This is a genomic window from Desulfosporosinus sp., assembly GCF_014237355.1.
GTDB lineage: Bacteria > Bacillota > Desulfitobacteriia > Desulfitobacteriales > Desulfitobacteriaceae > Desulfosporosinus.
In genome coordinates, this window is the sequence record NZ_JABZFS010000068.1 from 1 (window position 1) to 26,359 (window position 26,359).

30 protein-coding genes are annotated in these 26,359 nt (G+C 43.3%); 4 read left to right on the plus strand and 26 right to left on the minus strand.

The genetic code is table 11. The annotated features are described in order from the left end of the window. Positions 1–460 precede the first annotated feature (460 nt). The 24 genes from HGJ98_RS14980 to hypF all read right to left on the minus strand — a co-directional run bounded on the left by HGJ98_RS14980 (position 461) and on the right by hypF (position 20,943). Positions 461–664: a hypothetical protein gene (locus HGJ98_RS14980; RefSeq protein WP_291352321.1), complete on the minus strand. Its 204-nt coding sequence runs from the start codon at positions 662–664 to the stop codon at positions 461–463. Between the two features lie 179 nt (positions 665–843). Continuing rightward, positions 844–984, minus strand: a complete 141-nt coding sequence (locus HGJ98_RS14985) for a hypothetical protein (protein ID WP_291352241.1) — start codon at positions 982–984, stop codon at positions 844–846. A 46-nt stretch (positions 985–1,030) separates the two neighbouring features. After that, positions 1,031–1,156 (minus strand): hypothetical protein, encoded by a 126-nt coding sequence (locus HGJ98_RS14990; protein ID WP_291352243.1) that lies wholly within the window; start codon positions 1,154–1,156, stop codon positions 1,031–1,033. A gap of 146 nt (positions 1,157–1,302) precedes the next feature. Continuing rightward, a complete protein-coding gene (locus HGJ98_RS14995) occupies positions 1,303–2,157 on the minus strand; it encodes a polysaccharide deacetylase family protein (RefSeq protein ID WP_291352245.1) in 855 nt (284 codons plus the stop codon). A 164-nt stretch (positions 2,158–2,321) separates the two neighbouring features. After that, the gene (gene secF / locus HGJ98_RS15000; RefSeq protein WP_291352247.1) at positions 2,322–3,266 is read right to left on the minus strand and encodes a protein translocase subunit SecF; all 945 of its coding nucleotides are present in this window, start codon (positions 3,264–3,266) and stop codon (positions 2,322–2,324) included. Next, the gene (gene secD, locus HGJ98_RS15005; RefSeq protein WP_291352249.1) at positions 3,266–4,498 is read right to left on the minus strand and encodes a protein translocase subunit SecD; all 1,233 of its coding nucleotides are present in this window, start codon (positions 4,496–4,498) and stop codon (positions 3,266–3,268) included. The genes secF and secD overlap by 1 nt, the downstream gene beginning before the upstream one ends. A 106-nt stretch (positions 4,499–4,604) precedes the next feature. Continuing rightward, a complete protein-coding gene (locus tag HGJ98_RS15010) occupies positions 4,605–5,267 on the minus strand; it encodes an HD domain-containing protein (RefSeq protein ID WP_291352251.1) in 663 nt (220 codons plus the stop codon). Further along, positions 5,239–6,036 carry an EcsC family protein gene (locus HGJ98_RS15015; RefSeq protein ID WP_291352253.1) on the minus strand — a complete coding sequence of 266 codons (798 nt, stop codon included), beginning with the start codon at positions 6,034–6,036 and terminating at the stop codon, positions 5,239–5,241. Before HGJ98_RS15015 ends, HGJ98_RS15010 begins: the two co-directional genes overlap by 29 nt. A 138-nt stretch (positions 6,037–6,174) precedes the next feature. Continuing rightward, positions 6,175–6,465 carry a preprotein translocase subunit YajC gene (gene yajC / locus HGJ98_RS15020; RefSeq protein ID WP_291352255.1) on the minus strand — a complete coding sequence of 97 codons (291 nt, stop codon included), beginning with the start codon at positions 6,463–6,465 and terminating at the stop codon, positions 6,175–6,177. 88 nt (positions 6,466–6,553) lie between these two features. Continuing rightward, positions 6,554–7,675 (minus strand): tRNA guanosine(34) transglycosylase Tgt, encoded by a 1,122-nt coding sequence (gene tgt, locus HGJ98_RS15025; RefSeq protein WP_291352257.1) that lies wholly within the window; start codon positions 7,673–7,675, stop codon positions 6,554–6,556. Between the two features lie 221 nt (positions 7,676–7,896). Beyond that, on the minus strand, positions 7,897–8,919 hold the full coding sequence (gene queA, locus HGJ98_RS15030; RefSeq protein WP_291352259.1) for a tRNA preQ1(34) S-adenosylmethionine ribosyltransferase-isomerase QueA: 1,023 nt from the start codon (positions 8,917–8,919) through the stop codon (positions 7,897–7,899). Positions 8,920–9,047: 128 nt separating this feature from the next. After that, positions 9,048–10,406 carry a SpoIID/LytB domain-containing protein gene (locus HGJ98_RS15035; protein ID WP_291352261.1) on the minus strand — a complete coding sequence of 453 codons (1,359 nt, stop codon included), beginning with the start codon at positions 10,404–10,406 and terminating at the stop codon, positions 9,048–9,050. Between the two features lie 353 nt (positions 10,407–10,759). Beyond that, a complete protein-coding gene (gene ruvB, locus HGJ98_RS15040; RefSeq protein WP_291352263.1) occupies positions 10,760–11,785 on the minus strand; it encodes a Holliday junction branch migration DNA helicase RuvB in 1,026 nt (341 codons plus the stop codon). A gap of 30 nt (positions 11,786–11,815) precedes the next feature. Further along, positions 11,816–12,418 (minus strand): Holliday junction branch migration protein RuvA, encoded by a 603-nt coding sequence (gene ruvA, locus HGJ98_RS15045; RefSeq protein WP_291352265.1) that lies wholly within the window; start codon positions 12,416–12,418, stop codon positions 11,816–11,818. Further along, a complete protein-coding gene (gene ruvC, locus HGJ98_RS15050; RefSeq protein WP_291352267.1) occupies positions 12,418–12,912 on the minus strand; it encodes a crossover junction endodeoxyribonuclease RuvC in 495 nt (164 codons plus the stop codon). Before ruvC ends, ruvA begins: the two co-directional genes overlap by 1 nt. Positions 12,913–12,976: 64 nt before the next feature. Then, the gene (locus HGJ98_RS15055) at positions 12,977–13,360 is read right to left on the minus strand and encodes a hypothetical protein (protein WP_291352269.1); all 384 of its coding nucleotides are present in this window, start codon (positions 13,358–13,360) and stop codon (positions 12,977–12,979) included. 110 nt (positions 13,361–13,470) lie between these two features. Then, positions 13,471–14,214 (minus strand): YebC/PmpR family DNA-binding transcriptional regulator, encoded by a 744-nt coding sequence (locus HGJ98_RS15060; protein WP_291352271.1) that lies wholly within the window; start codon positions 14,212–14,214, stop codon positions 13,471–13,473. Positions 14,215–14,338: 124 nt separating this feature from the next. Next, complete coding sequence (locus tag HGJ98_RS15065; protein WP_291352273.1) at positions 14,339–14,761, minus strand: hypothetical protein; 423 nt, start codon at positions 14,759–14,761, stop codon at positions 14,339–14,341. Between the two features lie 159 nt (positions 14,762–14,920). Further along, the gene (cysK, locus tag HGJ98_RS15070) at positions 14,921–15,841 is read right to left on the minus strand and encodes a cysteine synthase A (RefSeq protein WP_291352275.1); all 921 of its coding nucleotides are present in this window, start codon (positions 15,839–15,841) and stop codon (positions 14,921–14,923) included. Between the two features lie 69 nt (positions 15,842–15,910). After that, positions 15,911–16,333 carry a DUF3842 family protein gene (locus HGJ98_RS15075; protein WP_291352277.1) on the minus strand — a complete coding sequence of 141 codons (423 nt, stop codon included), beginning with the start codon at positions 16,331–16,333 and terminating at the stop codon, positions 15,911–15,913. A gap of 18 nt (positions 16,334–16,351) precedes the next feature. Continuing rightward, complete coding sequence (gene hypE / locus HGJ98_RS15080; protein WP_291352279.1) at positions 16,352–17,344, minus strand: hydrogenase expression/formation protein HypE; 993 nt, start codon at positions 17,342–17,344, stop codon at positions 16,352–16,354. Next, entirely contained in the window at positions 17,345–18,436 is a 1,092-nt protein-coding gene (gene hypD, locus HGJ98_RS15085; protein WP_291352281.1) for a hydrogenase formation protein HypD, read from the minus strand. Continuing rightward, positions 18,420–18,650 (minus strand): HypC/HybG/HupF family hydrogenase formation chaperone, encoded by a 231-nt coding sequence (locus HGJ98_RS15090; RefSeq protein ID WP_291352315.1) that lies wholly within the window; start codon positions 18,648–18,650, stop codon positions 18,420–18,422. Before HGJ98_RS15090 ends, hypD begins: the two co-directional genes overlap by 17 nt. A gap of 1 nt (position 18,651) precedes the next feature. Further along, positions 18,652–20,943: a carbamoyltransferase HypF gene (hypF, locus tag HGJ98_RS15095; RefSeq protein ID WP_291352283.1), complete on the minus strand. Its 2,292-nt coding sequence runs from the start codon at positions 20,941–20,943 to the stop codon at positions 18,652–18,654. A 405-nt stretch (positions 20,944–21,348) separates the two neighbouring features. Between hypF and HGJ98_RS15100 the strand changes: the two genes are divergently transcribed. Genes HGJ98_RS15100 through HGJ98_RS15115 form a run of 4 tightly spaced genes read left to right on the plus strand, consistent with a single transcriptional unit; the run spans position 21,349 to position 25,092 of the window. Next, positions 21,349–22,431 carry a hydrogenase small subunit gene (locus HGJ98_RS15100; protein WP_291352285.1) on the plus strand — a complete coding sequence of 361 codons (1,083 nt, stop codon included), beginning with the start codon at positions 21,349–21,351 and terminating at the stop codon, positions 22,429–22,431. Beyond that, entirely contained in the window at positions 22,432–23,994 is a 1,563-nt protein-coding gene (locus HGJ98_RS15105) for a nickel-dependent hydrogenase large subunit (RefSeq protein ID WP_291352287.1), read from the plus strand. It abuts the gene before it with no gap. A 16-nt stretch (positions 23,995–24,010) separates the two neighbouring features. Further along, positions 24,011–24,601: a Ni/Fe-hydrogenase, b-type cytochrome subunit gene (gene cybH / locus HGJ98_RS15110; RefSeq protein WP_291352288.1), complete on the plus strand. Its 591-nt coding sequence runs from the start codon at positions 24,011–24,013 to the stop codon at positions 24,599–24,601. Positions 24,602–24,603: 2 nt separating this feature from the next. Further along, the gene (locus HGJ98_RS15115; RefSeq protein WP_291352290.1) at positions 24,604–25,092 is read left to right on the plus strand and encodes a HyaD/HybD family hydrogenase maturation endopeptidase; all 489 of its coding nucleotides are present in this window, start codon (positions 24,604–24,606) and stop codon (positions 25,090–25,092) included. A gap of 119 nt (positions 25,093–25,211) precedes the next feature. On the opposite strand, the gene hypB is transcribed toward HGJ98_RS15115, so the two are convergent. Next, positions 25,212–25,892: a hydrogenase nickel incorporation protein HypB gene (gene hypB / locus HGJ98_RS15120; RefSeq protein WP_291352317.1), complete on the minus strand. Its 681-nt coding sequence runs from the start codon at positions 25,890–25,892 to the stop codon at positions 25,212–25,214. 3 nt (positions 25,893–25,895) lie between these two features. Beyond that, a complete protein-coding gene (hypA, locus tag HGJ98_RS15125; RefSeq protein WP_291352292.1) occupies positions 25,896–26,237 on the minus strand; it encodes a hydrogenase maturation nickel metallochaperone HypA in 342 nt (113 codons plus the stop codon). Between the last annotated feature and the right edge of the window lie 122 nt (positions 26,238–26,359).

Genomic DNA, 26,359 nt, shown 5'->3' on the forward strand with positions numbered 1-26,359 from the left:
TAGCGCTTTTTTATTTATCTCAATTAGCTTGAGATTAAGGTATAAAAAACTAGTGGGGTCTTATTACAGTAAAGCATTATAGTTTTTAACGTAATGTGTATCGAGAAAGGCACAGAGACAAACAAAGAACCCCCCTGCAGGGGGTCTTTGTTTGTGAAGACTTAGAACGAGAAGATAGCTCCTAAAGCAATTAGAATTAGAACGGCAATAGCTATAATTCCAGCACCAGCAGCAGTACCAGTACCATATCCGTACATGAACTCACCTCCAAAGGTCGCTTTTAAGCACAACCATTACAGAAATAATCTAGAATACGATCCCCATGGCGATAAGCAGAAGAATGATAACAACGACTATTGCAATTCCTGCACCGACTCCTGTACCAACCCCTGCACCGTTTCCAAATCCGGCTCCGAACATACTTATAACCTCCCTTTTATCTGCTTTAACTTTAAATCGTTTAGAATATAACGCCTAAGGCAATTAAGATCAAAATTGCAATAGCGATAATCCCTGCTCCTACACCAGTTCCAACTGGGGCGACTGGGGCAACTGTTGGACAACAAACTGCAGGATAACATCCACGTCCAGCTCCATAGGCACCCGCTCCATAGGCATTTGCTCCAAATGCATTAACTGCTCCTAAACCACCAAATCCGTACATAGTATCTCCTCCTTATTGTATTTTGTAATTACTTAAGCTAATCTATCTAGAATACAATTCCCATTGCGATAAGCAAAAGGATGATTACAACAACTATTGCAATTCCTGCGCCGACGCCAGCTCCACCTGCTCCAAACATACTGATGGCCTCCCTTTAATGCCTACTTAGGCTTTAATTTTTAGAATATAACGCCTAATGCAATTAAGATCAGAATTGCAATTGCAATGATACCTGCTCCAACTCCGCTTCCGAATGGTGCAACAGGTGGGCAAGCAGCTGCACCGTAGCCAGCTCCAGCCCCATATCCATATCCGTACATGGTATATCCCCCTTAATTTCCTAAAGTTTTCTAAAGAAGAGTTAGATTAGAATACTATACCCATTGCAATCAGCAGAAGGATGATTACAACAACTACTGCAATTCCTGGTAAGAAATTGGGACCTGCTGGAACACATTCGACACCTTCAACTGCACCTACACCATATGCCATATTAACTACCTCCATTTATTTTTTTCTTGGTCTCGATAGTAACATATGTATCAAATACCAAATGTGTTAATATTTAACAATAATGATTAAGCCTAAAATTTAACCCGCTCTTCATTCTTTGATGAGCGGGTTAGAAATCTACTTATTTAGTAATTAGGATCTTGAAGACGTCGGGAAAATTCGTTCAGGCCCATATCGGTAAAGCAATAAACCCTCTGCAAATGCCATTCATCAAGATTAGGATTTACCCAACCCCGTTCTGTAGTAAAAGCCATTAGATATCCAGTATCTTTCACTGCCTGTGCAACATCAACATTATAATCTCCATAAGGGTATGCAAAAAAATTCACAGGTTGTCCAAGCACTTTTTCTAATTGTTCCTTAGAGTGCTTAAGCTCATTAATCACTGTCTGTTTATCCATCTGGGTTAAATAAGGGTGGCTAACCGTATGTCCCTCAATTTCCCATCCATTTGCAATTAGTTCTTTGAGCTGGGGCTCAGACATAAATCCCTCTCCGTTTATATAGCTTGAGACGACGAAAACCGAAGCAGTAAATCCATACTTTTTTAAAATTGGAAAGGCAATGGTGTAATTATCTTCATAACCGTCATCAAAGGTAATGACCACAGGTTTTGCCGGAAGGTCCCCTCCCTTGTATAGGGCTTGGTATAACTGTCCTAAAGATACACTTTCATACCCTTTATCCCGCAGGTAGATCATTTGAGCCTCGAACTGGTCAGGAGGCATTCTAACTTTATTACCTTCCTCTAATAGTACCGAATGATAGTACAGAACAGGGACCTCTATGGGCTTTTGATAACTTGGTGAGCCAGTTGTGTTTGATGTTTCACTCGATGTCTGACTTGGCTTTACTAAATCAGCTTGCATTTGAGAAGTCGGACTTAATGCCTTCTCTTTACTACAACCACTGACTCCAAGTAGTAGCACTACTTGGAAAAGAACCAATAAAAATTGCATTCTAATGATTTTCTTTAGCATCACTAACTCCTTTACGGGGATATACTCCCACCGCCTAAATTGTGGGAAACTTCTAGTCGTCGCGGTTAAATTAAAGATAATAATAAACGTATTTTAACATAGAATTCAAAAGAGATCTCGAGAATAATTCTCGAGATCTCTTTTAAATATAAGTTCACTTAAGCTTAAACCCGAACCGCTTTACCGCCTCTGCGTAACTTCTTCATACGTTTCTTCATTTCCAGAAGGATTGGGCTTGCGATAAAGAGCGAGGAGTAGGATCCTGTAAACACTCCAATCAGCATCGCTAAGGAGAACAATTTAGTCGATTCACCGCCCAAGATAAATATCGAGAGCAAGGCGATGAGTACCGTGAGAGACGTGTTAATGGAACGACGCATGGTCTGCCATACAGATTTATCCATCATATCCTCATAACTGTCTGCCCTTTTCATTTTCCCTTCGTTCTCGCGAATCCTATCAAATATAATCACGGTATCGTTAATAGAGTATCCAAAAACAGTTAAAACAGCTGCTACAAATGTAGAATCGATTTCCCATTGGAACAACGAGAAAACCCCAACTACTACTAAAACATCGTGTAATAAAGCTAGAATCGCTGAGATAGCAAAAACGAACTGGAACCTAATCGTAATATAGCCGATCATCAAGATTGTAGCAATCAGTAATGCCCATAAAGCATTTCTGGTCAGCTCTTGTCCCATTGCTGGGCCCACTTTATCGTCTCTAAGAGAATCTTTATCCAATTCTCCTACGTTGGTTTGCAAGGCCTTCAGTAATTCATTACGTTTCTCCTCTTCGAGGGCTTCAGTTCGTATTAACGCTGAAGTATCCCCGTTAGACAGTTGCACTGGTCCTTCAAGTCCCACGGATTTCATTGTATCTGAAATCGCTGTTTGGGTCACAGGTTTGTTAAACGTTATGTCAAGCATCGAACCGCCCTTAAAGTCAATTCCTAAATTGAGTCCCTGCATCAAGAGGGAAATAACTCCAGGAATCAAAACTAATAACGAAAGGGCAAACCACCAATACCGTCTCTTCATAATATTAAAGTAGAGTGGATGGATCTTCTTCACTCCATCGTTAGTCTCTGGATGTCCAGTTTTCATTATACATCCCTCCTAACGCCAAACCATGTTGGGTTCATCTTAGGACTAATACCCACAATCCATCGCAGTACTTGTCGGGTAAAGGTAATACCGGTAAATAAAGTGACAACAATCCCCACGCCTAAGGTCAAGGCGAACCCTTGTATGGCCCCAGTCCCAAAGTAAAAGAGTGTTAAGGCAGCAATGAGGGTCGTTACATGAGCATCAATAACTGTTATAAATGCCCGGCTGAAACCTGATTCTACACCTGCTCTTAGGGATTTGCCAGCCCTTATTTCTTCTTTTATACGTTCATAAATAATGATATTAAAGTCTACAGCCATCCCAACCGAAAGAATAAACCCAGCGATACCTGGAAGGGTCAATACGACTCTAAACATCCAGAAAATCCAAAGAACAATAAGCCCATAGACAAACAATGAAAAATTCGCTACTGCCCCCGGTATACGATAGAAAGCTAACATAAAGACGAAGATAAAAATCAGACCATATAGTCCTGCATTAATGCTTCTGTTCAAGGAGTCTACTCCTAAAGAGGCTCCTACTTGACGTTTTTCAGAAATGCTCATACTCACAGGCAATGAACCTGAACGCATGAGAACCGCATGATTTGCAGCATCTTCCAATGTTCCATAACCAGTGATCTCTGCTTGACCGTTGAGAATCGGAGTATTCACCGTTGGATTTGTCAAAAGGTCATCATCGAGATAAACGCCAAGTCTCTGTCCCACCAGCTGAGTCGTTATGTCTCCAAACTTTTTGGCACCTTCCGACGAAAATGTCAGATTAACAACATACCCTTGTTGCTGACCTTGTCCTCCCTTAGCATCCTTGAGGTCATCCCCTTCTAATACAATATTTCCTTTAGGATCTCTAAAGGTTAACTTAGCCGTCGTTTTCAGGATATCAACTGCTTTGTCCGGATCGGTGACCCCTGCTAAATCAATTACAATTCGGTTTTTATTATAATCCGCCTGGACTATAGGTTCAGATACCCCCAGATCATTAACCCGCTTTTCGATGATCGCTTTCGCTTTGTCTATATCATCTCTTGTAATTGGAGTACCGTCTTCATTTGGCTCGGCTTGTAGCACCAAGTGTACTCCACCACGTAGGTCAAGTCCCAACAGGATGCCCTTTTCGGGATCCACAAGGGGTTTAATCGATAGCCCAACGGCTACAGCTACAAGTAGCACAAGCGCTACCAATTTGATGATGTTTCCCCGTCTCATCTGCTTTCCTCCCTTTTTAATTGAATGGGACTAGCCCATGCCAAATTCCATTATAAAACCTTCAAGTTTACAATGTCAATCTGGTAAAAACGGGAAAACACCAATTTTAGAGTAACTTTACATCATTGATCTTTAGTTCAAACCTGGTTAGTAGGAATTCAGCTGCTTTGCGGGACAAAAGCATCCGTGCTAGGAAAATCTCAAAGTACTCCATTACAGGGCATATCTCGGTATCGATAGTGAGTTCTAAAGCAATTCGCTCTTTTGGATAGACACGCAGAAAAGATCGTTCAACTGCATAATTAACTCGATCATGAATGTCAAACTTCGCCAGATCATGGTTGCGAACACGGGAACGATGAACGTCGGACTTGTCAGCTAAAATCAAGGCAGCTGAAATAACATTGACAGGGTTTCCATCCTGCTCATCATGATTCCCAATCGCTCCAATGATGATCGCAATTTCTTCTGGCAGCATCTCATGCCGTTCTAAAATCCCTGCCGCCAGAATTGCCCCTGAATGGGCATGAGCTACACGGTTTACAGCATTTCCTATGTCATGCAAGTATCCTGCAATGGCGGCTAGTTCACACTCCCTTTCGGGATGCTCCATTTTTTCTAGAATATTTGAAGCAATATGAGAGACCAAGCCTGCATGTCTAAGTCCGTGTTCCGTAAAACCAATAGCTGCGAGATGGCGGTTTCCCGCATCAATCAGAGCTTGTACATAAGGATCCGCCTTAATATCTTGCAGAGTGACTTTTGTCAACCTGAACCCCTCCCAAAATTCTCAATCGATAGCAATTGATACCCACCATTCCTAAATCATCGACCAGTCCGTAATTCGCCCAGGCACCCACGATCGCTCCCAACCCAGGTATGAGTTGGAGGGTTTTTCTAAAATCAATGGCATCTCGGTACTCCCGCTGAAATTGTTCCCAATTAACTTGCTTTATACCCTCTTTCTCTTCTGGCCAACTTTTTATGGTTTTATCCCAATTCAGAATGATTTTGTATAATTCAGGACGTTTTTCTTGGCTCGAAAAAGCTAATTGAAAGACATATAACAAAAAAAGCCGCTCTCGATAATCTTCAGTAGAAAACCCATAATTATGCGCTAATTCAAAGAGAAACCTCATTTTGATGACGATAAGGGCCGGGAAATCGGCGACAGCGAGGGTAAAACCTCCTGCTCCAGTCCCAGCCCCTTCAGCAGCAGCAATCTTTCTGTATTTCGAAAGAAGTCTCTGAGCTTTTTGATCACGTTCTTGTAACCCAATTCCATAATAGACAGGGCTATTAGGAATATACTCAAGTCCAAAGACAACCGATTTCACCAATCCTTTAACCGTTGCAGTTATTATGGTATGAACCTTTTCTGGAATAACTCTCTCATTTATTTTAGTCTGTATAACCTTTGAGGTGCGTTCCAATAATCCCGGCCTTTGTAACAATTTCCTAACCCAAACGTTTAACTCTGCTCGCACATGGTCTTCATAAGATGGCTCATGATTTCTCGGATCTCTATACAAGGGCACAGTGTCACCTCTTTTTACTCTTAATAACAGCTTAAAAGCAAGTGGTTTATGCCACTTGCTTTTATTAATAATTACTATTCTGGGCATTTATAGTTAACTTCTTTTGACAATATTTGTCCAGACTTAATTAATTGAACTCTACTTACCCTTTTCGAGCTCAATCTCACGATTTTCTACACTTACAATTCCACTTTTGGCCATTTCAATTTCTACTTTGTCCGCAATCTCTAACATAACGGAATCTTCCTTCACTTTTGTGATCTTACCATAGATTCCACCCGTTGTGATTACTTGGTCTCTAGTGCGTAGACTACTCATTAGAGCAGCCCGCTTTTTAGCCTGCTTCTGCTGAGGCCTAATCATGAGAAAGTACATAATCCCAAAAAAGACCACAAAATATAGAACTAATGTCAATGTTGATTGATCCACTTTGTATTCCCCCTTTATTTATACTTGAACTATTCACCGTATCAGGGTGAAAATCCTTCCTGATAGCTAAAAATTATAACCTCCGATCTCAGTCATCGTATCCGTAATCTGCAAAACACTTTTCACGGTACTCTGGCAGACGATCCTCCTTGATCGCTTCCCGAATTTCTAGCATTAGGATCTGTAGATAACGCAGATTATGAATCGTCATTAGTCTGAGACCTAAAATTTCGTCTGCCTTGAGCAAATGCCTTATATAAGCCCGGGAATAATTCCGACAAGTATAGCAGTCGCAGGAAGGATCAATCGGACCAAAATCCCGGGCTGATCCAGCATTGCGGACAATCACTTTACCATAACGAGTCAACGCTGTACCATTGCGGGCAATCCTCGTTGGAAGTACGCAATCAAACATATCTATTCCCCGTATAACCCCTTCAATAAGAGCATCCGGGGAACCAACACCCATAAGATAACGTGGTTTTTCTCTTGGAAGCAAGGGAACAGTATAATCCAAAACTTCATACATCATTTCTTTTGGTTCCCCAACACTCAAACCCCCAACAGCATATCCAGGCAAGTCTAATTCCGTAATCTCTGCAGCACTCTGACGTCGAAGATCTTCATACATACCGCCTTGAACAATTCCAAATAAGGATTGAGTTTCTGTTGTTGTCAACGTATCCTTACAACGTTTAAGCCAACGAGTTGTCCTCTCTAGGGAATCCTTGGCATACTCATGAGTACATGGGTAGGGCGCACACTCATCAAAGGCCATGACCACATCAGAACCCAAAGCCATCTGAACTTGCATCGAAATTTCCGGGCTTAGGAATTGTCGTGAACCATCAATATGGGATCTAAATTCTACGCCTTCTTCCTTTATAGTCCGCAGATCGCCCAAGCTAAATACTTGAAATCCACCACTGTCGGTTAGAATTGCTCCATCCCAATTCATAAAGCGATGAAGTCCTCCAGCTTCCCGAATCAGCTCATGACCTGGACGCAAGAATAGGTGATAGGTGTTACTTAAGATCATCCCTGCTCCAATTTCTTTGATTTCCTCCGGGGTAATTGTTTTTACTGTCGCTTGTGTTCCAACAGGCATGAATACCGGCGTATCCATAATTCCATGGGGCGTATGCAACTTCCCTAACCGTGCTTTTGTCCGGGAATCTTCTTTAAGTATTTCCAAATAAACCGAGGCCAAACCCTTCACTTCCTTCTTTTTTTATCATAGGAACGCAACTTAAGTGCTATGTCATCCTGAAGGAGGAACGACTGAAGGATCTAGATCCTTTGCGAACACTCAGGATGTTTCGTTGTGCCTGCGCCTCAAACCTCGTGGCTCTCATATTAAGTGCATCGCCAATAGTGGTATAGAACCTCCCTTGTTGCCAATACCCTTCGGCTCACACAAATACTGTCGGCTCACACAATAAACATAGAATCACCAAAACTATAAAACCTATATTTCTCCTGAACAGCGGTTTCATAGGCTTTCAATATTAGCTCACGCCCAGCTAGGGCACTCACTAACATGACCAAGGTTGACTTAGGAAAGTGAAAGTTCGTCAAAAGGGCATCAACAACCTGAAACGAATAGCCTGGATAGATAAAAATATCCGTCCACCCTTCTCCTGGTTCAACTCTTCCTTCATGCCCCACTGATTCTAACGTCCGCGCGGCAGTTGTCCCCACTGCAATGACACGGCGCCCTTCTTGTTTAGCTCGATTAATTCGCTCTGCAGCTTCTATGTCAACTCGATAATATTCTGAATGCATATCATGTTCACGAATATCTTCTACTTTGACTGGGCGAAAGGTTCCTAAGCCGACATGGAGAAGAATCTCCACGATTTCCACGCCCTTCTTCTGGAGGTCACCCAAAAGTTCCGGCGTGAAATGTAACCCTGCCGTAGGAGCAGCCACTGATCCGCGCTCTTTAGCATAGACCGTCTGATAACGTTCTTGGTCTTCTAACTGAGCCGTGATGTACGGCGGAAGAGGCATTTCCCCGAGCTGATCCAATATGCTTTCAAAAACCCCTGTATAACTAAAACGGATCTTTCTATTTCCATTGGCCAAAATCTCCTGTAGTTCTCCCACCAAAATTCCCTGGCCTAAGCTGACCCTTTGCCCAACTTTAAGACGCTTTCCTGGTTTAACTAGAGCTTCCCAAACATCCAGTTCGAGTCTCCTAAGCAGGAGAATCTCGATTTTAACCTGAGTTCCCTCTTTTTCTCCGATTAAACGCGCAGGAATAACTCGAGTGTTATTAAGTACAAGGACATCGCCCTTACTTAACAGCAGGCTAAGATCTCTAAAGGTATGATGTGCTATCCTTCCATTTTCCCGATCAACCACCATTAACCGGGAGGTATCACGAGGCTCTACCGGATGTTGCGCAATTAAGGATTCCGGTAAGTCAAAATCAAAATCCGAGACGTTCAATGTATCCTTCTCCTTCTGTCAAGCTTATCAGCATAGACTATATAAATCAATCTCACTCTTGCACTCTAACCGTCTACCCTGTTTTCTAGATTGGTAACGATTGTCTCCGTGACGGCATGACGAAATCACTAGAGGCTGCTTTGCCCAATAGAAATATGGTTATAGTAATACGCAATTATCTCATTATATTTATACCCCAATTGGGCCATATGATAAGCACCCCATTGAGACATACCGACTCCATGCCCCCAACCTCTGCCTTCAAAGATAAAGACCCCAAAGGGCTGGGGATCCTCACTGGTACCTAGGGATGAACTCATTACTTTGGATAACAAAGGCCCTTGTCTAGATTGATACAACTTTGCTAATTCGGAAAATCCTGAATATCCAAGTGGACCAAAAGACTCTGTAGAATCTGATTTTCTGAACAATTCCCGGTTTGTGTTAACGTCCTTAGCCTCAAATAAGCTTCCTAAAAAGGCTTCCTTGCGAATTGGCTGGCCAAAAGGATAAAACGCTTGAACAAAGGTTCTACCTTTAACCGTCTTATTTTGTCCAAATTCATCTTCTATCTGGACACTTTTTACCCTACCCGAGGGAAACTTATCAAGTGTTACCTTTCGTACTGGTCCTAAACCAAACTTTGAGCCCAGGAGCGGAGCAGAGACAATGAAACGCCATCGATTGACCGGCCCCCCAACTCCCTGGGAATAGAGATCCGGGTGAGATATATTATGGATGTCTATATTCCCCCATACATTTTGAGCGTCCTCAGTATATCCTCCACTATGGGAAGAATAAAGGGCATCAATGGGTTGCTTGGTCTTGGCATCAACAATGATTTCCCCTCGAGTAGCCTCGATTGCTTTTGACGCCTCTCCTTCTACCTTCATGCCCGCGTAAGCCTGATGTATATCCGGAGAATCTGTAATCATCTTTTTGCCATTTTCGGTCTGTCTGACAAGATAAGTGCGAGCTGCTACAGCCTGGGCCTTAAGCGCCTCCACGCCTCCTTTTGCCCACTCATTGCTCATTTCAATCGGCACAACCCCTTTTAGGTAATCCTCACTATCCAGTTGATTAATTATCCGCCAATGACCATCTTGCCAATTGAGTTGTAAACCTCCACGGTAAACTGCGTCTATACCTTCAGGTGTTTTAACATGAAGACTACCCGGGTTCGTTTCTTTGACTTCCAAAACAGACCCGCTGAAGACTTGAAATTCTTCATGATTAACTCGCAAGACAGGAGTCCATCCTCCCCAGCCAACCTGCAGAGTAGAACCCGCTGGAAACTTACGAGTTGTAGTGTCTAAAATAAGTTGATAGTCGCCCTTTTTAATATCTATTTGTACCCAACCGGCCTGACTCAGATTCCATACAAGCTCTACCGAAATCATTTTTGCTTGACAGGGTGTCGCTTGGGCCAGCATTAATATTAATGACACTATCCACAAAAAGGGTAACCGATACACAATCTGGAGCATGTTCAATCACACCCTTTTCCACATTAATCCGAATCACGTAATGGTGGGTTTATGCTCAGATTGCCCTTTTTCCTCTGCATCTATGCTCCAAATATTTTTCCAGGGAACCGAAGGGATGGTTTGTGAGTTCATTTAGGGTTATGAAAGTAAGCCCTATGCCATCCTTGCTCGACACATCCTTGTGTCAGCGCTCTCTCGTTGGATTCCCAAGGAATTGCGCCAACCTCTAGGTTGTTCAGAAAGTGAACCTGGGCTCAATAAACTCTTCAGAATCGGCACTCGCTTTATCGTGAACTCCTCTAATGTGTTCACTTAGCAATGTCCCCTTATTTCTGGTCGTGAGATGGGTCACATTAATCCTGGAAAAGGATCGTTTCAGTCCTGCTCTGAGGAAGTGAAAAGCCTAAATGCTGATAGGCTCTTGCAGTGGCCATTCGTCCCCGGGGAGTACGTTGCAAAAATCCCATTTGCAGTAAAAAGGGTTCAACTACATCTTCTAGCGTCACAGATTCTTCTCCAATGGTTGCAGCAAGTGTCTCTAACCCCACCGGACCACCAGCAAAGGTCATAATAATCGTCTTTAATGCTTTCTGGTCAATCTGGTCCAAGCCCTCTGGATCAACATCTAAGCGATTTAGTGCTTCTCTGGCTATTGTCTGATTAACAGTTCCGTCTTCCCAAACTAGAGCAAAGTCTCTAACTCTCTTTAATAAGCGGTTTCCAATCCTTGGCGTACCACGAGAACGTCGGGCAATTTCCTCCGCACCATCCTCAGTAATACTCAAGCGCAGTATACTTGCTGTTCGTGAAATGATTGCCTTTAAATCCTCTACTTCATAGAATTCCAGACGGCTGATAACCCCAAAACGATCACGCAAAGGAGAGGTTAGCTGACCTGCTCGGGTTGTAGCTCCTACTAAGGTGAATGGAGGAAGAGACAAGCGGATGGAACGGGCACTCGGTCCTTTTCCGATTACAATATCTAGACACCCATCTTCCATGGCGGAATAGAGGATTTCTTCCGTCGTACTGCTTAAACGGTGTATTTCATCGATAAAAAGAACATCCCTTGGCTCTAAGGCGGTTAGAATCGCTGCTAAGTCTCCAGGACGTTCAATAGCTGGACCGGAAGTTGTTCGAATGCTTACGCCCATTTCGGCTGCAATAATATTTGCTAGAGTGGTTTTTCCCAAGCCGGGCGGTCCATATAATAAGACATGATCTAGCGCTTCTCCACGAGTCGACGCGGCTCGAATAAAGACACTTAAGTTATCTTTGACCTTTTTCTGCCCTATGTAGTCACTTAAGCGCTGAGGACGCAGTACTTCCCCTTCAGTATCTGCAGGTTGTTCTTGTGGCGCAACCAGACGCTCAGTCATAGTCTAGCCCCCCCTCTTGTCAGACTAAATTTAACTTCTTGGTGCGAGTAAACGCAAGGCCTTCTTTACCTGTTCTTCAGTCGTTAATTCACCACCGACTTTTAGGACCTGACCAAGGGTCTGTCTTGCTTCGTCTAATCCAAAGCCTAAGGCCAATAAGGTTTGTAATGCCTCAGATTGTGTGTTCGTAGAAGGTTCGGAGTACGAGACACCTTCAGCTTGAAGTGAATTATGCCCCCTAAACTTTTCTTTAAGTTCAAGGATGAGTCGTTGTGCCGTTTTTTTGCCAATGCCAGGGACCTTCGTCAATAAACTAAGATTTTCACTAGCAATCGCACTTTCAATCTGAATCGCGCCAAAGGTTGAAAGGAGGGAAATAGCTGCTTTAGGACCAATACCTGAAACACTTAACATTTGAAGAAAGAGTTGCTTTTCTTCAAAGGAGGAGAACCCATAAAGGGATAGATCATCTTCACGCATAACCACGTGGGTATACACGACAAGTTCCTGTCCTGGGTGTGCTTTTGCCAATAGTCCATAGGGCACAGTAAGCAAGTACCCTGTTCCTTGTACATCGATCACTAAACGTTCAGATTGTATCTCCCAAACTTTACCTCGCAACATGCCAATCATCAGAATTCCCCCATTCTGCGGTTCAAAACATAGCTATGGGCATGACAGATCGCAACCGCTAGAGCATCTGCTGTATCGTCTGGCTTCGGAACTTCATCTAGCCCTAATAATCCTCTTACCATTTGTTGGACCTGTTTTTTTTCAGCTTTCCCATACCCTACCACAGCTTGTTTGATCTGCAAGGGGGTGTATTCATAAATCGGAATACCATGTTGGGCACCAGCCAATAAAACGATACCCCTTGCGTGTCCTACTGCTAAAGCAGTAGTTGTATTTCTATTAAAAAATAACTCTTCCACCGCAATGTGATCCGGTTGATGTACACTCAGAAACGGGTCAATTTGTTCATACAACATCAATAAACGCTCTGCCAAAGGGGTATGAGCAGGCGTTCGCCAACAAGAATAAGCAAGGGCGTTTAAGCTATTTCCTTTTTGTTCAATTAAGCCATACCCCATAATGGCAGTTCCTGGGTCAATTCCTAAAATAATCATGTTCGTCTTCCTTTCAGTCTTTGTAGATTTCGACAGAAGACGGATGATTCCCTTTCTCTCTTCTCTAATCTGTTATTACTCCAGCCACAGGGAATTCTTGTGCAGTATCAATAAAGGATTGAACTTCATCTAAAGAGTAGAATTCGACCGTCGGGGCCATATCTAAAATCTCCTTTGGCCAAGACTCAACATTTAATCCCGTGACAATTACATTGCCGCTCTCACCTGGCTTTCCTTCAATCACGGAAAGCACCCCTTGGTCAAATCCAAAATGATAACTTTCACTTTCACTTCCCGAATTAATTGCCACTATGCTTTCTGGATTCAACGTATTCAATGCGGAATGGGCGCGATGATTCGTGGACCACCATAAGGTTGCAACAGGTACCAAGCAACCAATTCCCACCCCTATTATAAGAACCATACTCATGACTTTCCACCTGGACATAATGAAAAACCCTCCTGACATTGTCTTCTTGGCTATAGTCTTGCCAGGAGGGCTTAATTTAATCGTCTTCAGCTATGGTGGATTTGAATGAACTTAGTAATCGTCATACATTAGAAGTCAAGACCATCCGCCAATTCGAAATTGGAATAGACTCCTTGTGAATCATCATGATCCTCTAACTTATTCATCAAATTAACCAGTTTACGAGCTTGTTCTGGGTCAGTGATTTCAATAGAATTTTGTGGAATGGGGCTAAGTTCCGCTTCATTAACCGGGATATTCTGATCGAGAAGGGCTTGACGCACAGCCTCCATATCTTGAGGAGTCGTATAGACAACAAATCCTTCTTCATCTGCTTCAAAATCCTCAGCTCCTGCATCTAAGGCAGTCAACATTAAATCATCTTCGCTTAGTTTTAGGCCCTCACGCAGGATTCTCAGCTGCCCTTTGTCTTCAAACATCCAGCCTACACTGCCGGTCTCCCCCATATTTCCACCATTCTTGGAAAAAATATGACGTACTTCCCCAGCAGTTCGGTTACGATTATCCGTTAAGATATCGATCATAATGGCTACCCCACCCGGACCGTATCCTTCATAACGCAGCTCTTCATAATTTGCCCCTTCTGTCCCACCAGCCCCTTTTTGAATGGCCCTTTGAATATTTTCATTTGGCAGGTTTTGGGCTTTAGCATTTTCTATGGCAATTTTTAAGCGAAAGTCGTTAACGTCTCCTCCACAAGCACGGGCAGCAATTAACAACTCTCGACCCAGCTTCGTGAATATTTTACCCTTTTGAGCATCAGCCTTACCTTTTTTATGTTTAATGTTTGACCACTTTGAATGTCCCGACATGTTGTTAAAGCCTCCTTATGCTAATCTTAAATAGTTTAGCACAAGCTAATTTCTCTTGTAAAGGTATATTAGGCAAACAGGAGTGGTTACATGCAATATTTAGCAATCACTTCCAAATTGCATACTATTTGCTCCGGTTTTGGACAAATCCAACTGGGGACCCAAAAAGATTTATAAACTCTATGGCAATACCTTCTGGCAGGGCATTGTTATCAGATACATCAACAATATCATAAACAATATCTATTCCTACATTTTCTGATTTCCCCACTGAAATAATTTCAACTTTTTGCCCTTTTGGGGGTATGATTGTAGCGTAGTTTTTAAATCCACTATCCATAACACCACAGGATGGGTTCCCTGAGTCATTTTGACTCTCTATTTTTTGAATCTCTTCCTTGGCAACGATTTGCTCTAGTGATACTTCTTTATATGAAATCTTGTTACCAAAAGAAACTGAACCCCAATATACTGCACCAAATATAATCGCTCCAACCAAAACTACAGAAAAGACAATCGCAAACCTCAGTTTAATCGTTTCATTCATCCCTCTCACCTATCTTAAAAAGACTACGCAATTCCTCGATGTCTGTGACAGAATACCGGCAGCTCCAAAAAAGAGCTCCTTTGGAGAAACACATGGAGAAACACAGGGACAGGTGCGGTGTTACAATACCGAAACACCACACCTGTCCCCCTGTTTCATTTAGCGGTTGCTGAAAAGTTCAGTGCTCAAATAACGTTCTCCTGTATCCGGGGCTAGGACAACGAGGTTTTTGCCTTCCCCTAAAGTTGCGGCAACTTGGAGAGCTGCGCTGATTGCTGCTCCAGAAGAAATTCCTACCAAAAGTCCTTCTTCCCGTGCCATACGACGCGCTGTATCCATGGCATCCTCATTGCTCACTTGAACAACTTGATCTAAGATCGTCTTGTTTAAAACGTCTGGTATAAATCCCGCACCAATTCCTTGAATTTTATGTGGTCCTGGTTTTCCGCCTGAAATAACCGGTGAAGCGGCCGGTTCCGCCCCGATGATCTTTATTTCCGGAAGCCGGGCTTTTAAAACCTCACCAACCCCAGTGATTGTCCCTCCTGTCCCGATTCCAGCGACAAAAGCATGGATATCCTTCAACTGGTCAAGAAGTTCTAACGCTGTACTCTTTCTATGAGCTTCTGGATTAGCAAGATTTTCAAACTGTTGCGGCATGAAGTAATCCGGGTTCTCACTGAGCAAGCGTTTTGCTTCGGTGATTGCCCCATTCATTCCTTGGGCCCCAGGGGTTAGAACAAACTCTGCACCATAAGCAGACATAAGCATCCGTCGTTCAACGCTTAAGGAATCAGGCATGACCAAAATCAATCGATACCCCCGGGCAGCTGCGATCATCGCTAATCCAATCCCCGTATTCCCGCTTGTAGGCTCAATAATTGTTCCGCCAGGACGAAGCACCCCTCGTTCCTCGGCATCCATGATCATTCCCCAAGCAATACGGTCTTTGACACTCCCGCCAGGATTAAAAGACTCAACTTTAACATAGATGTTAGCCATACCTGGTTGAACCAAACGCTGCAGACGAATCAAAGGGGTCTTCCCAATTAAGTCTGTAATGTTATCTACAACCCTCACATCAAATACCCCATTTCATATCAAATTACTATGGTTTAATGATAGCAATCATTAAACCCTTTGTCAAGTCTAGACAAGGGGACGGTTCTTAAGTCGTTCTTCTACTTCTATCACTAGGGCTTCAATCTGATGAGGCAGAGGGATGCGGTGTACACCTATGAGCTGAATATTTCCACGTTGGATGGGGAGAAGTAATTTATCTGCTTTGCTGCCTGAAATTGCTGTAGCCATATTCGCCGTAATCTCTCCTAGTAGGCCATAGACCATCATAATAGCTACCGAGCCCACAATAATGTCTACCCGCTCCACATTATAACAAATGGCCGATTCTCCAGATGCACCCTCTGTTGCTCCAGCTCGTAGCATTGCCCCGGTTGCCAGTGCATTCGTACCTAGTGCAAGGATATTCAACTCAGGGAGTCTTTTGCGCAACTGTTCGACAATGTGTTTGCCGATACCCCCACCCTGTCCATCGATAACTGCTATCCTCATAATACCGCCTCATACTTTCTAACAAATCCGGGGAAGGTGTTCACCCTCGAGCATACCAACAATACGTTTCCCCCCGAGAAACGTTTCCAAAAGCACGAGCCCTGATTTTCCTTCTTGAACTCGTCCGATGCGAGCTGCCTTTCGGCCCAATGGGTGAGCCTGCATGTTCAAGAGTACTTGATCAGCAATGTCTGATGCCGCAATGACTAGCACTTTTCCTTCATTTGCTAAATAAAGGGGATCCAGTCCTAACATCTCACAGGCACCTTGTACGCTGGGAGACACAGGTAATTGTTCTTCATTTAATAGCATACTCACTCCGGCCTGTTGGGCTAATTCATTGAGAGTAGTTGCCACGCCGCCACGGGTAGGGTCTCTCATACATTTAACTCCCGGCAGATAAAAAGCATCAATCAAGTTATTTAAAGGGGCACAGTCACTAAGTACAGGAGTCTGGAATTCCAACCCTTCACGCTCCGACAAAATTGCAATCCCATGATCTCCTATCGTCCCGCTAATCAAAATCTCATCACCGGACTTTATCTGATCCGGCCCTACTAAACGATCTGTAATATACCCTATCCCAGTCGTATTTATAAATACCTTATCAGCGTTTCCGCGTTCCACAACTTTTGTATCTCCACTTACAATAACTATTCCGGCTTCAGCGGCTGTCTCAGCAACACTTTTAATAATCTGTTCCAATTCATCCATGCCCAGACCCTCTTCTAAAATAAGGGCAAGGGTTAAAAACTTAGGAATTGCACCACTAACCGCCAGATCATTGACCGTGCCACAGACTGCTAGCTTACCAATATTCCCGCCTCGAAAAAATAAAGGCGACACCACAAAAGAGTCCGTGGTTACGGCGAGTTGCTCTTGGCCAGGCAACAGTACTGCATCATTCATTTGATCTAAGTACTTATTTCCAAGATGTTTTTGAAAAAGGTCACGAATTAGTTCGTGGCTCAGTCGTCCACCGCTTCCATGGGCTAACATAATGCGTTCCATTCAATCCACACTCCTTTGAGAGTAGCGGTGATAAGCCGCACAAGACCCTTCCGTCGAAACCATGCAAGGGCCAATGGGCTTCATCGGCGTACAGTGTTTAGCGAACAAGGGACATTGTGTGGGATAGATGAGCCCCCTTAATACATCACCACAACGACACCCCGGTGTTTCCGGTGAATTAAACGTGGGTAAGGAAAATTTGCGTGCTGCATCCCAAAGACTGTATTCCTCCCGCATACCCAAGCCGCTTTGTGGTATAAGCCCTATACCTCGCCAGGACGCATCGACCGGTTCAAAAACCCGCTCAATGAAATTCTTGGCCTTAGGATTCCCCGCAGCCTTAACCACACGTTGATATTGGATTTCGATATCTGAACGTGCCTCTTCACGTTGACGCAGAAGCATAACAATCCCTTCTAAAATATCAAGAGCGTCAAATCCTGTCACTGCTCCGGGTAAACCATAGTCTTTGGCCATAAACTCAATCGGTTCGATTCCGATAATTGAGCAGACATGACCAGGATGAAGAAAGGCATTAACAGCCAATTGGTCATCCTCCGCCAACAGTTTTAAAACCGGGGGAACGACTTTGTGCATGGATAGCACAGAATAATTCTTGATTCCTTCTCGTTTCGCAATTTCTAAGCTTACCGCAACGGTTGGGATCGTGGTTTCAAACCCAACCCCTAAAAAAACAACCTCTTTATCAGGATTTCTATGGGCTAGTTCCAGAGCATCTTGAGTTGAATAAACAATTCGAACGTCCGCCCCCTCCGCTCTTAGTACCTGCAAACTTTTGTCCGTACCCGGTACTCTAATCATGTCCCCGAAGGTTGCAGTAATAACCTTCGGCTGGGCAGCTAAATACAGATAACGGTCAATATCACTGCTATCCGTCACACAGACTGGACAGCCCGGACCAGAAATTAAGCGCACCGTGTTTGGCAGCAGCTCTCGAATAGCGTTTTTAGCTATGGTGACCGTATGTGTTCCACAGACCTCCATGATTGTATACGGACTCTTAGCCAGTTCCTTGATCTCTGCTTGATAGTCACCCGCCTTAGTCAGTAAATCCTTACTCCTCTTCTTCATAGGCTTTGGCTACCTCCAACAAAAGTTCTTCTGTTTCTTTCGCACTCTCGTCGTCAATTATTCCAATGGCAAATCCTGCATGAACTAATACATAATCACCCAGTTTAACCTCCGGTACTAAGTCTGTACTAATAATCCGTTCGTTTCCCATCATATCCACTTGAGCAATTGATCCCTTCAGCGTAACTACTTTGGCAGGAATGGCTAAACACATTTCACAACACCTCATTCGCTATTAATAGTTGTCCGAAGGCCAGTCCACCGTCCCCGGGAGGGAGTGTGCGAGACCGCAAGACTCTAATCCCTTTTTCTTTACAGTTCGACAGCACTGCTTCAGTTAATAGCTTGTTCTGGAATACCCCTCCGGTTAAAACCAAAGGACCACTCTCAACATCTAAGCGCACTGCCAAATCAACGATAGCTTGGGCAAGGGTAACATGGAAGCGATAGGCAATTTTTTCGGGACTCACGCCCTTAAGAAGGTCATAGACTAATTCTTCAAGAAGTACTCCGACACCAAGAATAAAAACCTCGTTTTCTACCCTAACTTCATAAGGATAAGAAAACTGTTCGTATTTGTTTTGGTATTGTTTGTTGGATTTAAAAAACCTTACTGCTGCACTTTCTAGTTCTATTGCGGCTTGTCCTTCATAAGTAACCTTTGTACAAGTACCCAGCAATCCACTGACTGCATCAAAGAGCCGCCCTGCACTTGAGGTTTGAAAGACCTGAACTCCAGTCTCAAGTTGACGATCTAGGATTTGCCGTTCGAGTGTAGAAAGGGATGACCATAGGTGCTTCGTCTTATCCCACGTCTCATCTGTTAAAAGAGTCCTAAGATAAGAATAAGCAATGCGCAGAGGGTGTTTTGCACCTACATCTCCCCCCGGCAGCCCCAAATACTCAAGATGAGCTTTGCGTTCATAGCCCAAGGAATTACCATACAGAAATTCAAATCCCCAGATGCAACCATCCTCTCCCAAACCAGTTCCGTCACAGATAACTCCGAGGGTCGGTTCTGTTCTATCCCATTCTCCTAACACACTGACAAGATGAGCGTGATGATGCTGTACAGATTGTTTGGGCCAAGGCTGTTCCAGGGCAAATCTCGTCATTTGGTAGTTTGGATGCATATCGTAAGAAAGTAAACTTGGGGTGATGTTGACAACTCGTTGAAAGGATTCTAGTTCTTGGTGAAAGCGCTGGAAATTTTCGTACCCTTCCATATCTCCTAGGTACTGACTGACAAAAGCCCTATGCCCCTTTGCCAGACAAAAAGCATTCTTAAGATCTCCGCCAACAGCTAGTTGTGGGACCTTGACGTGATAGGCCGACATTAAGATAGGTAAGGGAACATAGCCACGGGCACGTCGAAAAAAAACCTCTTCCTCTCCGATGACTTGAACAACTGAGTCATCACAAGGATGAAATATGTCTCTATCATGGATAAGGAAAAAATCTGCGATTCCCTGTAAGGTTTCCAGGGCCTCCTCATTTGTATAAATAAGGGGACGTCCACTCAAGTTAGCACTTGTCATGACCAAAAAATCAGATGGCCCTTCAAAGAGTAGATAGTGTAAAGGAGTATAGGGAAGCATGAACCCTAAAGTATGTAAACCTGGCGCAATCTCCTCTGGTAAAGAATCAGTGCTTTCCTGCTTACGTTCCAGAACAACAATAGGGGCAGCAGAACTTCTTAACAACTTCTCTTCCTTAGTACTAATATTGACTTCGTTTCGCGCTTTTGCGATAGACCGAGCCATAACAGCAAAGGGCTTAGCTCCCCGTTCTTTTCGTTCCCTCAAACGACGAACAGCCTTAGTATTTTGGGCATCGCAAACGAGATGAAACCCACCTAGACCTTTGACTGCGATTATCCCGCCTTGCGCAAGCTGATCTAGCCCTATACCTGGAAGCGGTTTACCGAGATCGTCCATGAGTTGAAGCTTTGGTCCGCAATTTCCACAAGCAACTGGCTGGGCATGAAAACGTCGATTTTTCGGATTCTTATAATCCATTGCACAGGTCTTGCACATTTGAAATTTAGACATTGTTGTTAATGCACGGTCATACGGAATATCACGAATAATCGTATAGCGAGGGCCACAATTTGTGCAATTTGTAAGCGGAAACTGGTAAAACCGACTCTTAGGATTATCCATGTCTCGAAGGCAATCTTTACATGTGGCAACATCCGGCGAAATCAAAACATCTGCCTCGGACTCTGTCTCACTCTCACTCTCAACTATTTCGAAGGTTCCATAATGTTTAATCCCAATCTCCTCGGATCGTGCTATCAGGATTTGAGCCAGAGGAGGGGCCTCCGTCCTTAAACGCTGATAGAACAGGTCCAGGTTATTTCCCTCTGCATGGATGGTTACACCATTGCTCGAGTTATTCACCCAACCCTTAATACCTAGTTCTTCTGCAAGTTTAAAAACAAACGGTCGAAAGCCTACCCCTTGAACGATGCCATTAAAATAGATAGCCTTTGCGTTTAGTTTCATAATATAAAAAACCAGCTTTCAATTAACAATACATTTTTTTAATTATGGGATAACTCACTTCATATGGGTATCCCCATATCTCGTTTGGTGACGATAGTCTCCACTGTTAACTATCGTCACCGAAGTATTGATGCTTTAGCGTTAGGTCACATTCACTATATTACCCCTATTGTACATGTCTAACTCTAACTCCTTCAAGTACATTATTATAACAAATATTTCGACAAGTACCTGCCATCAGAATTTCTAATTACTAAATAATATAATTAAATTGCTAATTTTCAAAATATTCTTAAGTAAACAAAGGGAATCATATCTATTTTGAAGAATATATGTAAAATATATCTTTTTAAATTTTTTTGTAGATGAAGGAACGATTCAAATTCAGGAGGTGTTCTGCAAAGTATGGGTAATTTTGATTTACTCAAAGTTAAAGGGATCTCTCGGCGTGATTTTATGAAAGTAATTGCAGCAACAACAGCAGCACTCGGATTACCAGAACTTATAGTCCCTCAAGTAGCTAACGCAGCAGAGCAGGCACTAAAGAAGCCACCTGTTATCTGGTTAGAAGGGATGGATTGTACCGGGTGCACAGAATCTGCCATTTCTACCTTAAATCCTTCACCTGCTGAACTCATTTTAGACATGCTATCCATTCGTTATCACGAAACCATTATGGCTGGGTCTGGTTATACCTCAGAGGAAGCGTACCATGAAGCTCTTAAAGAAAAATTTGTTCTCGTTGTAGAAGGATCCTCTCCTGGTACAAAAGAGCAAGACCGTTTCTGTATGATTGGGGGTAGACCATTCCGTGAAATTCTTATTGAATCAGCTCAGAAGGCCCAGGTGATTCTCGCCATCGGAAGCTGTGCCTCTGAGGGGGCTGGAATTCCGGGAGCGTGTGCATCTGGTGCCGTAGGTGTGGCAGAACTCCTCAGAAACGAGGGGATTGACAAACCAGTCATTAATCTCCCCTGTTGCCCTGTCAAACCTACAACTCTAATTGGCACAATTCTATACTACTTAACTTATCAAAAAGCCCCAGAGCTTGATTCCCAAAATCGACCGGTAGCCTTTTATGGCAGTTTACTACATGACAACTGTCCACGGCGCGGTCACTTCGAGAATGGAAACTATCTTACAGATTGGAATGACCCTCTGCAAAAAGAGTATTGTCTGATTTTAAAGGGATGCAAAGGTCCTAAAACTTATACAGATTGTGCCCAAGTATGGTGGAATGACAACGCCAACTTCTGTATTAATGCTGGATCTCCCTGTTCCGGATGTTCAGAAAAAGAGTTTTATAATGGATTCAGCCCGCTCTACTCCAAACAAGAAATGTTTAAGCTTCCAGGTATCGGTCAAGTCGATGCAGATACGGTCGGGACCGTTATTGGTGGAGCTGCAGCAATAGGTCTTGGAGCCCATTTAATTGCTACAGCAGCCAGCGGAAGACTGAGCAATAAGGATCATAAGGAGGACATGTAGATGGCTAAAGTTGTTATTGATCCCTTAACACGCATTGAAGGACACTTAAGGGTTGAAGTAGAAGTCGAGAATGGTAAAGTCGTTGACGCTCATGTCATAGGGACCATGTACCGGGGGATAGAAGCAATGCTCCGCGGACGTGATCCTCGAGATGCTACGTATGTTACAGAACGAGTCTGCGGAGTTTGTGCTGGTTCCCATGGCTGGGCATCCTCTCTTGCCCTAGACAAAGCCTTTGGAGCAAATGTTCCAGCCGGTGGCAGACTTATCAGAAATCTAATTATTGGAGCTATGTATCTGCATGATCATCCCTTGCATTTTTATCATCTGAGCGCTCTGGATTATATAGATGTAATGGCTGTTGCTCAATATCAAGGGAAAGACCCTGGCCTTCTGGCAGTTAAAGATAAACTTGTTAAACTCGTTACAGCCGGCGATACTGCTCCCCTAACCCCGCGCTACAAGCCCGATGACTTCAGCGTCAACGATCCAGAATTGGTGACCATGGCCGTTGCGCACTACTTAAAGGCTCTGGAGATGCAGGCGAAGGCTAAAAAGATGTCCGCGTTATTTGCCGGAAAGCAGCCCCACCAATCTTCAATCGTTGTTGGCGGCGTAACGATGCTTCCCAATATTCAAATGGTTGAGCAATTCCGTTCCATGCTTTATGAGCAGCTTGAATTTATTGAGAAAACATACTTGCAAGATGTGTTAACCTTTGGCACAGGGCCACTTCTGCCCTTAGCCCAAGCGGGTGTCGGCGGAGGGAGTCCTAACTACCTTTCTTATGGTGGCTTTGCCCGTGATGATGCTGGAAAAGATTTATTCTTTAAAGCAGGCGTGATCATGGATGGTAACTTAAGTAATATTATCCCAGTCGATGAGGCTAAAATCACTGAAGACGTCCAATACTCTTGGTATAAGGCCAGCGCTAATGGAAAAACCCCCTATACCGAGGATACGGTGCCTGATCTAGATAAAAAGGGTGCCTACACCTTTGTTAAAGCTCCTCGCTATGATGGCAAACCGATAGAAGTTGGACCTCTGGCCCGGATGCTCGTTATGCAGCCAAAAGGTCTTATGGAAATCATCGCCAAGTATAGTATTAAGCCGGGTGCTGTCGCACGTCACGCTGCACGCGCTTATGAAACTCTCCTAATGGCCCAAGATATGTTCAATTGGTTAGATGCCTTAGAAAAGGAGATGGGTTCTAAGGAATTCCGCATTCACGACACAGATCATTGGAATCCCCCAGCTACCGGGCAAGGTGCGGGTATGACCGAAGTACCTCGGGGTTCACTTGGTCACTTTATCAAGGTTGCAGATCACAAAACAGAGAATTATCAAATGGTTGTTCCGACCACTTGGAATTTCTCACCTAGGGATGATAAGGGAATCCGTGGTCCGGTTGAGCAAGCTCTGATTGGAGTGCCTGTACCTGACCTGGATAATCCTGTCAACATTGTCCGAGTCGTTCGTTCCTATGATCCCTGCCTTGCCTGTGCAATTCACCTTATTAATCCAGTAACCAACGATATAAAGAAATTCCAGATCGGCTGGTAGTGAAGGAGGGAAGCACATGTCTAGCCAATTAGACTTAGATCACCCATTGTTTCAGCGCGTTAGCCACTGGATCAATCTAATCAATTTTTTGATATTAACAATTACCGGTTGGTTTATTCATTCCCCTTATCCTGGAATGCCCATGAATCTAATGCGTAATTTACATTTTATATTTATGTATCTCTTAATAATTAATGGCATTGTCCGTTTCTATTATTCCTTTTTTGGCAAACATAAAGATTATGACACCTTCTTCTTTAACTCACAAGATGTCAAAACAATCTGGCCCCAAATTAAGTACTACCTATTTATCGGTAAGCACCCAAAAACCGGAAAATACAATCCCCTACAAAAAATGGCCTATATTGCCTTACCGATTATGGCAGTGGTTCAAGCTGTGACAGGGTTCATACTGTACAGGCCAGAACAATTGTCAGGTGCTGCCAGTTATTTTGGGAGTTTAGCTGCGGTTAGAGGATTTCATTACCTCCTTATGTGGTTATTTATCGCCGTGATCGCCGTTCATGTTTATCTTGTTTTCACTTCAGCCTATGAGCAGTTTTTATTCATGTTCTTCGGCAAACGACGAAAGGAGAAGAGCATATAATAATGCAATCACCAAGAATTATGGTGATGGGAGTAGGAAATATCCTCTTATCAGACGAGGGTTTGGGCGTTCGCTTTTTAGATGAATTGACAAAGCTAGAGCTTCCTGAAAATGTAGAGGTTCTCGAAGGGGGTACAGCAGGCCTTGAACTCGTTCATCTAATCCAAGATGTAGACTTTCTGATTATTGTCGATGCCTTAAATGCTAACGCTGAGCCAGGGGCATTATTCCGCTTTCAACCAGGAGACCTCCAAGTAATCCCAGAACAATATGAAGTTTCATTTCATCAAATTGGCATCGTAGAAGTTCTCGCCATGGCTAATGTATTAGGGCAAGCTCCACATACCTTAATTTTTGGTATCCAGCCTAAAAGCTTAGAATGGGGACTCGAAGTAAGCCCAGAGATCTTGGCACTATTTCCTCGTCTTTCGGAATTAGTTCGCAAAGAAATTGATTCCATACTGCACGAAGGGAAATTTACATCGGCATAAAATCGAAGAGCCTTTCACCACTTTAAGAATAAAGTGAGTGTAAGGCTCTTTAATATCACTATGATTACCTTAGTTAGCGTCCGGATCTCCACAATAGAATCAGAATTCTCTTCCTTGAACTATAAGTTTTGGTCCTTGAAATTTAAAACCTCTTGATTCAGCCAACTAATCCATTGACTAAGCCCATTACCATTACGACAAGATACTTCGAAAATCCGTATGTGTGGATTAATCGTTAGAATATCTTGTTTCATGATCTCCATGTTCACGTCAGTCAACGCTTCAAGATCCATTTTATTAAGAACAACCGCTTTTGCATTACGGAAAATTACGGGATATTTAGAAGGCTTGTCATCCCCTTCAACAATACTTAACACAATGACCTTAAATGCTTCACCAAGATCAAAATCAGCGGGGCATACTAAGTTTCCGACGTTTTCAATAATCATTAGATCCATGGCATTCCAATCAAACTCCGGCAGAACCTTACTGACCATTTTGCTGTCAAGATGACACCCTCCACCAGTATTAATCTGAATGACTGGTATGTCATGGGTAGCAATGCGATCTGCATCCTTACTGGTAAAAATATCTCCCTCGATAACTCCCACTTGCAAACTTTTAGTTAACAGAGGCAGTGTCTTTTCTAGGAGTGTGGTTTTTCCTGCTCCCGGTGAGCCAATAATATTAATTGCTAAACATTGACTCTTACGGAAAAAGGCACGATTTATTTCTGCCTGGGTATCATTTGAACTAAGTAAATTAGCCATTACTTCTATTTCACGACGGTTAGATTCCAGCAATTATTCCACCTCCAGGCTTTCAAGTAAAAGTTCCTCGCCTTGAATTATTTCAATGCTTGTATTCTGACAGTTTGGACAAAGAAAAAACATACTTTTAACATTAAACTCCTGATGACAGTTACGGCAGCGAGCTTGCACAGAAACGCGCTCTATTATCAGCTCCGCTCCTTCACAGATGGTATCCTTGCTATAAGCTTCAAAGGCCATTTGAAGGGCATCTGGTTCCGCATTCGTTAGTTCTCCGACTTTAAGTTTAACCTGGAGTACTTTCTCTACGTTATGCTGGGAGATCGTCTGTTCAATGACTTCAAATACTCCTCCCATTAAAGACATTTCATGCACATCATTTCTCAGTTAAGAAAACCCGGAAAAACTTAACTATCCTTTCCTAGTATTCTTTTTCTTTCCAAGTTTATAATTCAAGGTTAGGGCCCCTAGAACAAGTACACTGACCGATACTCCTC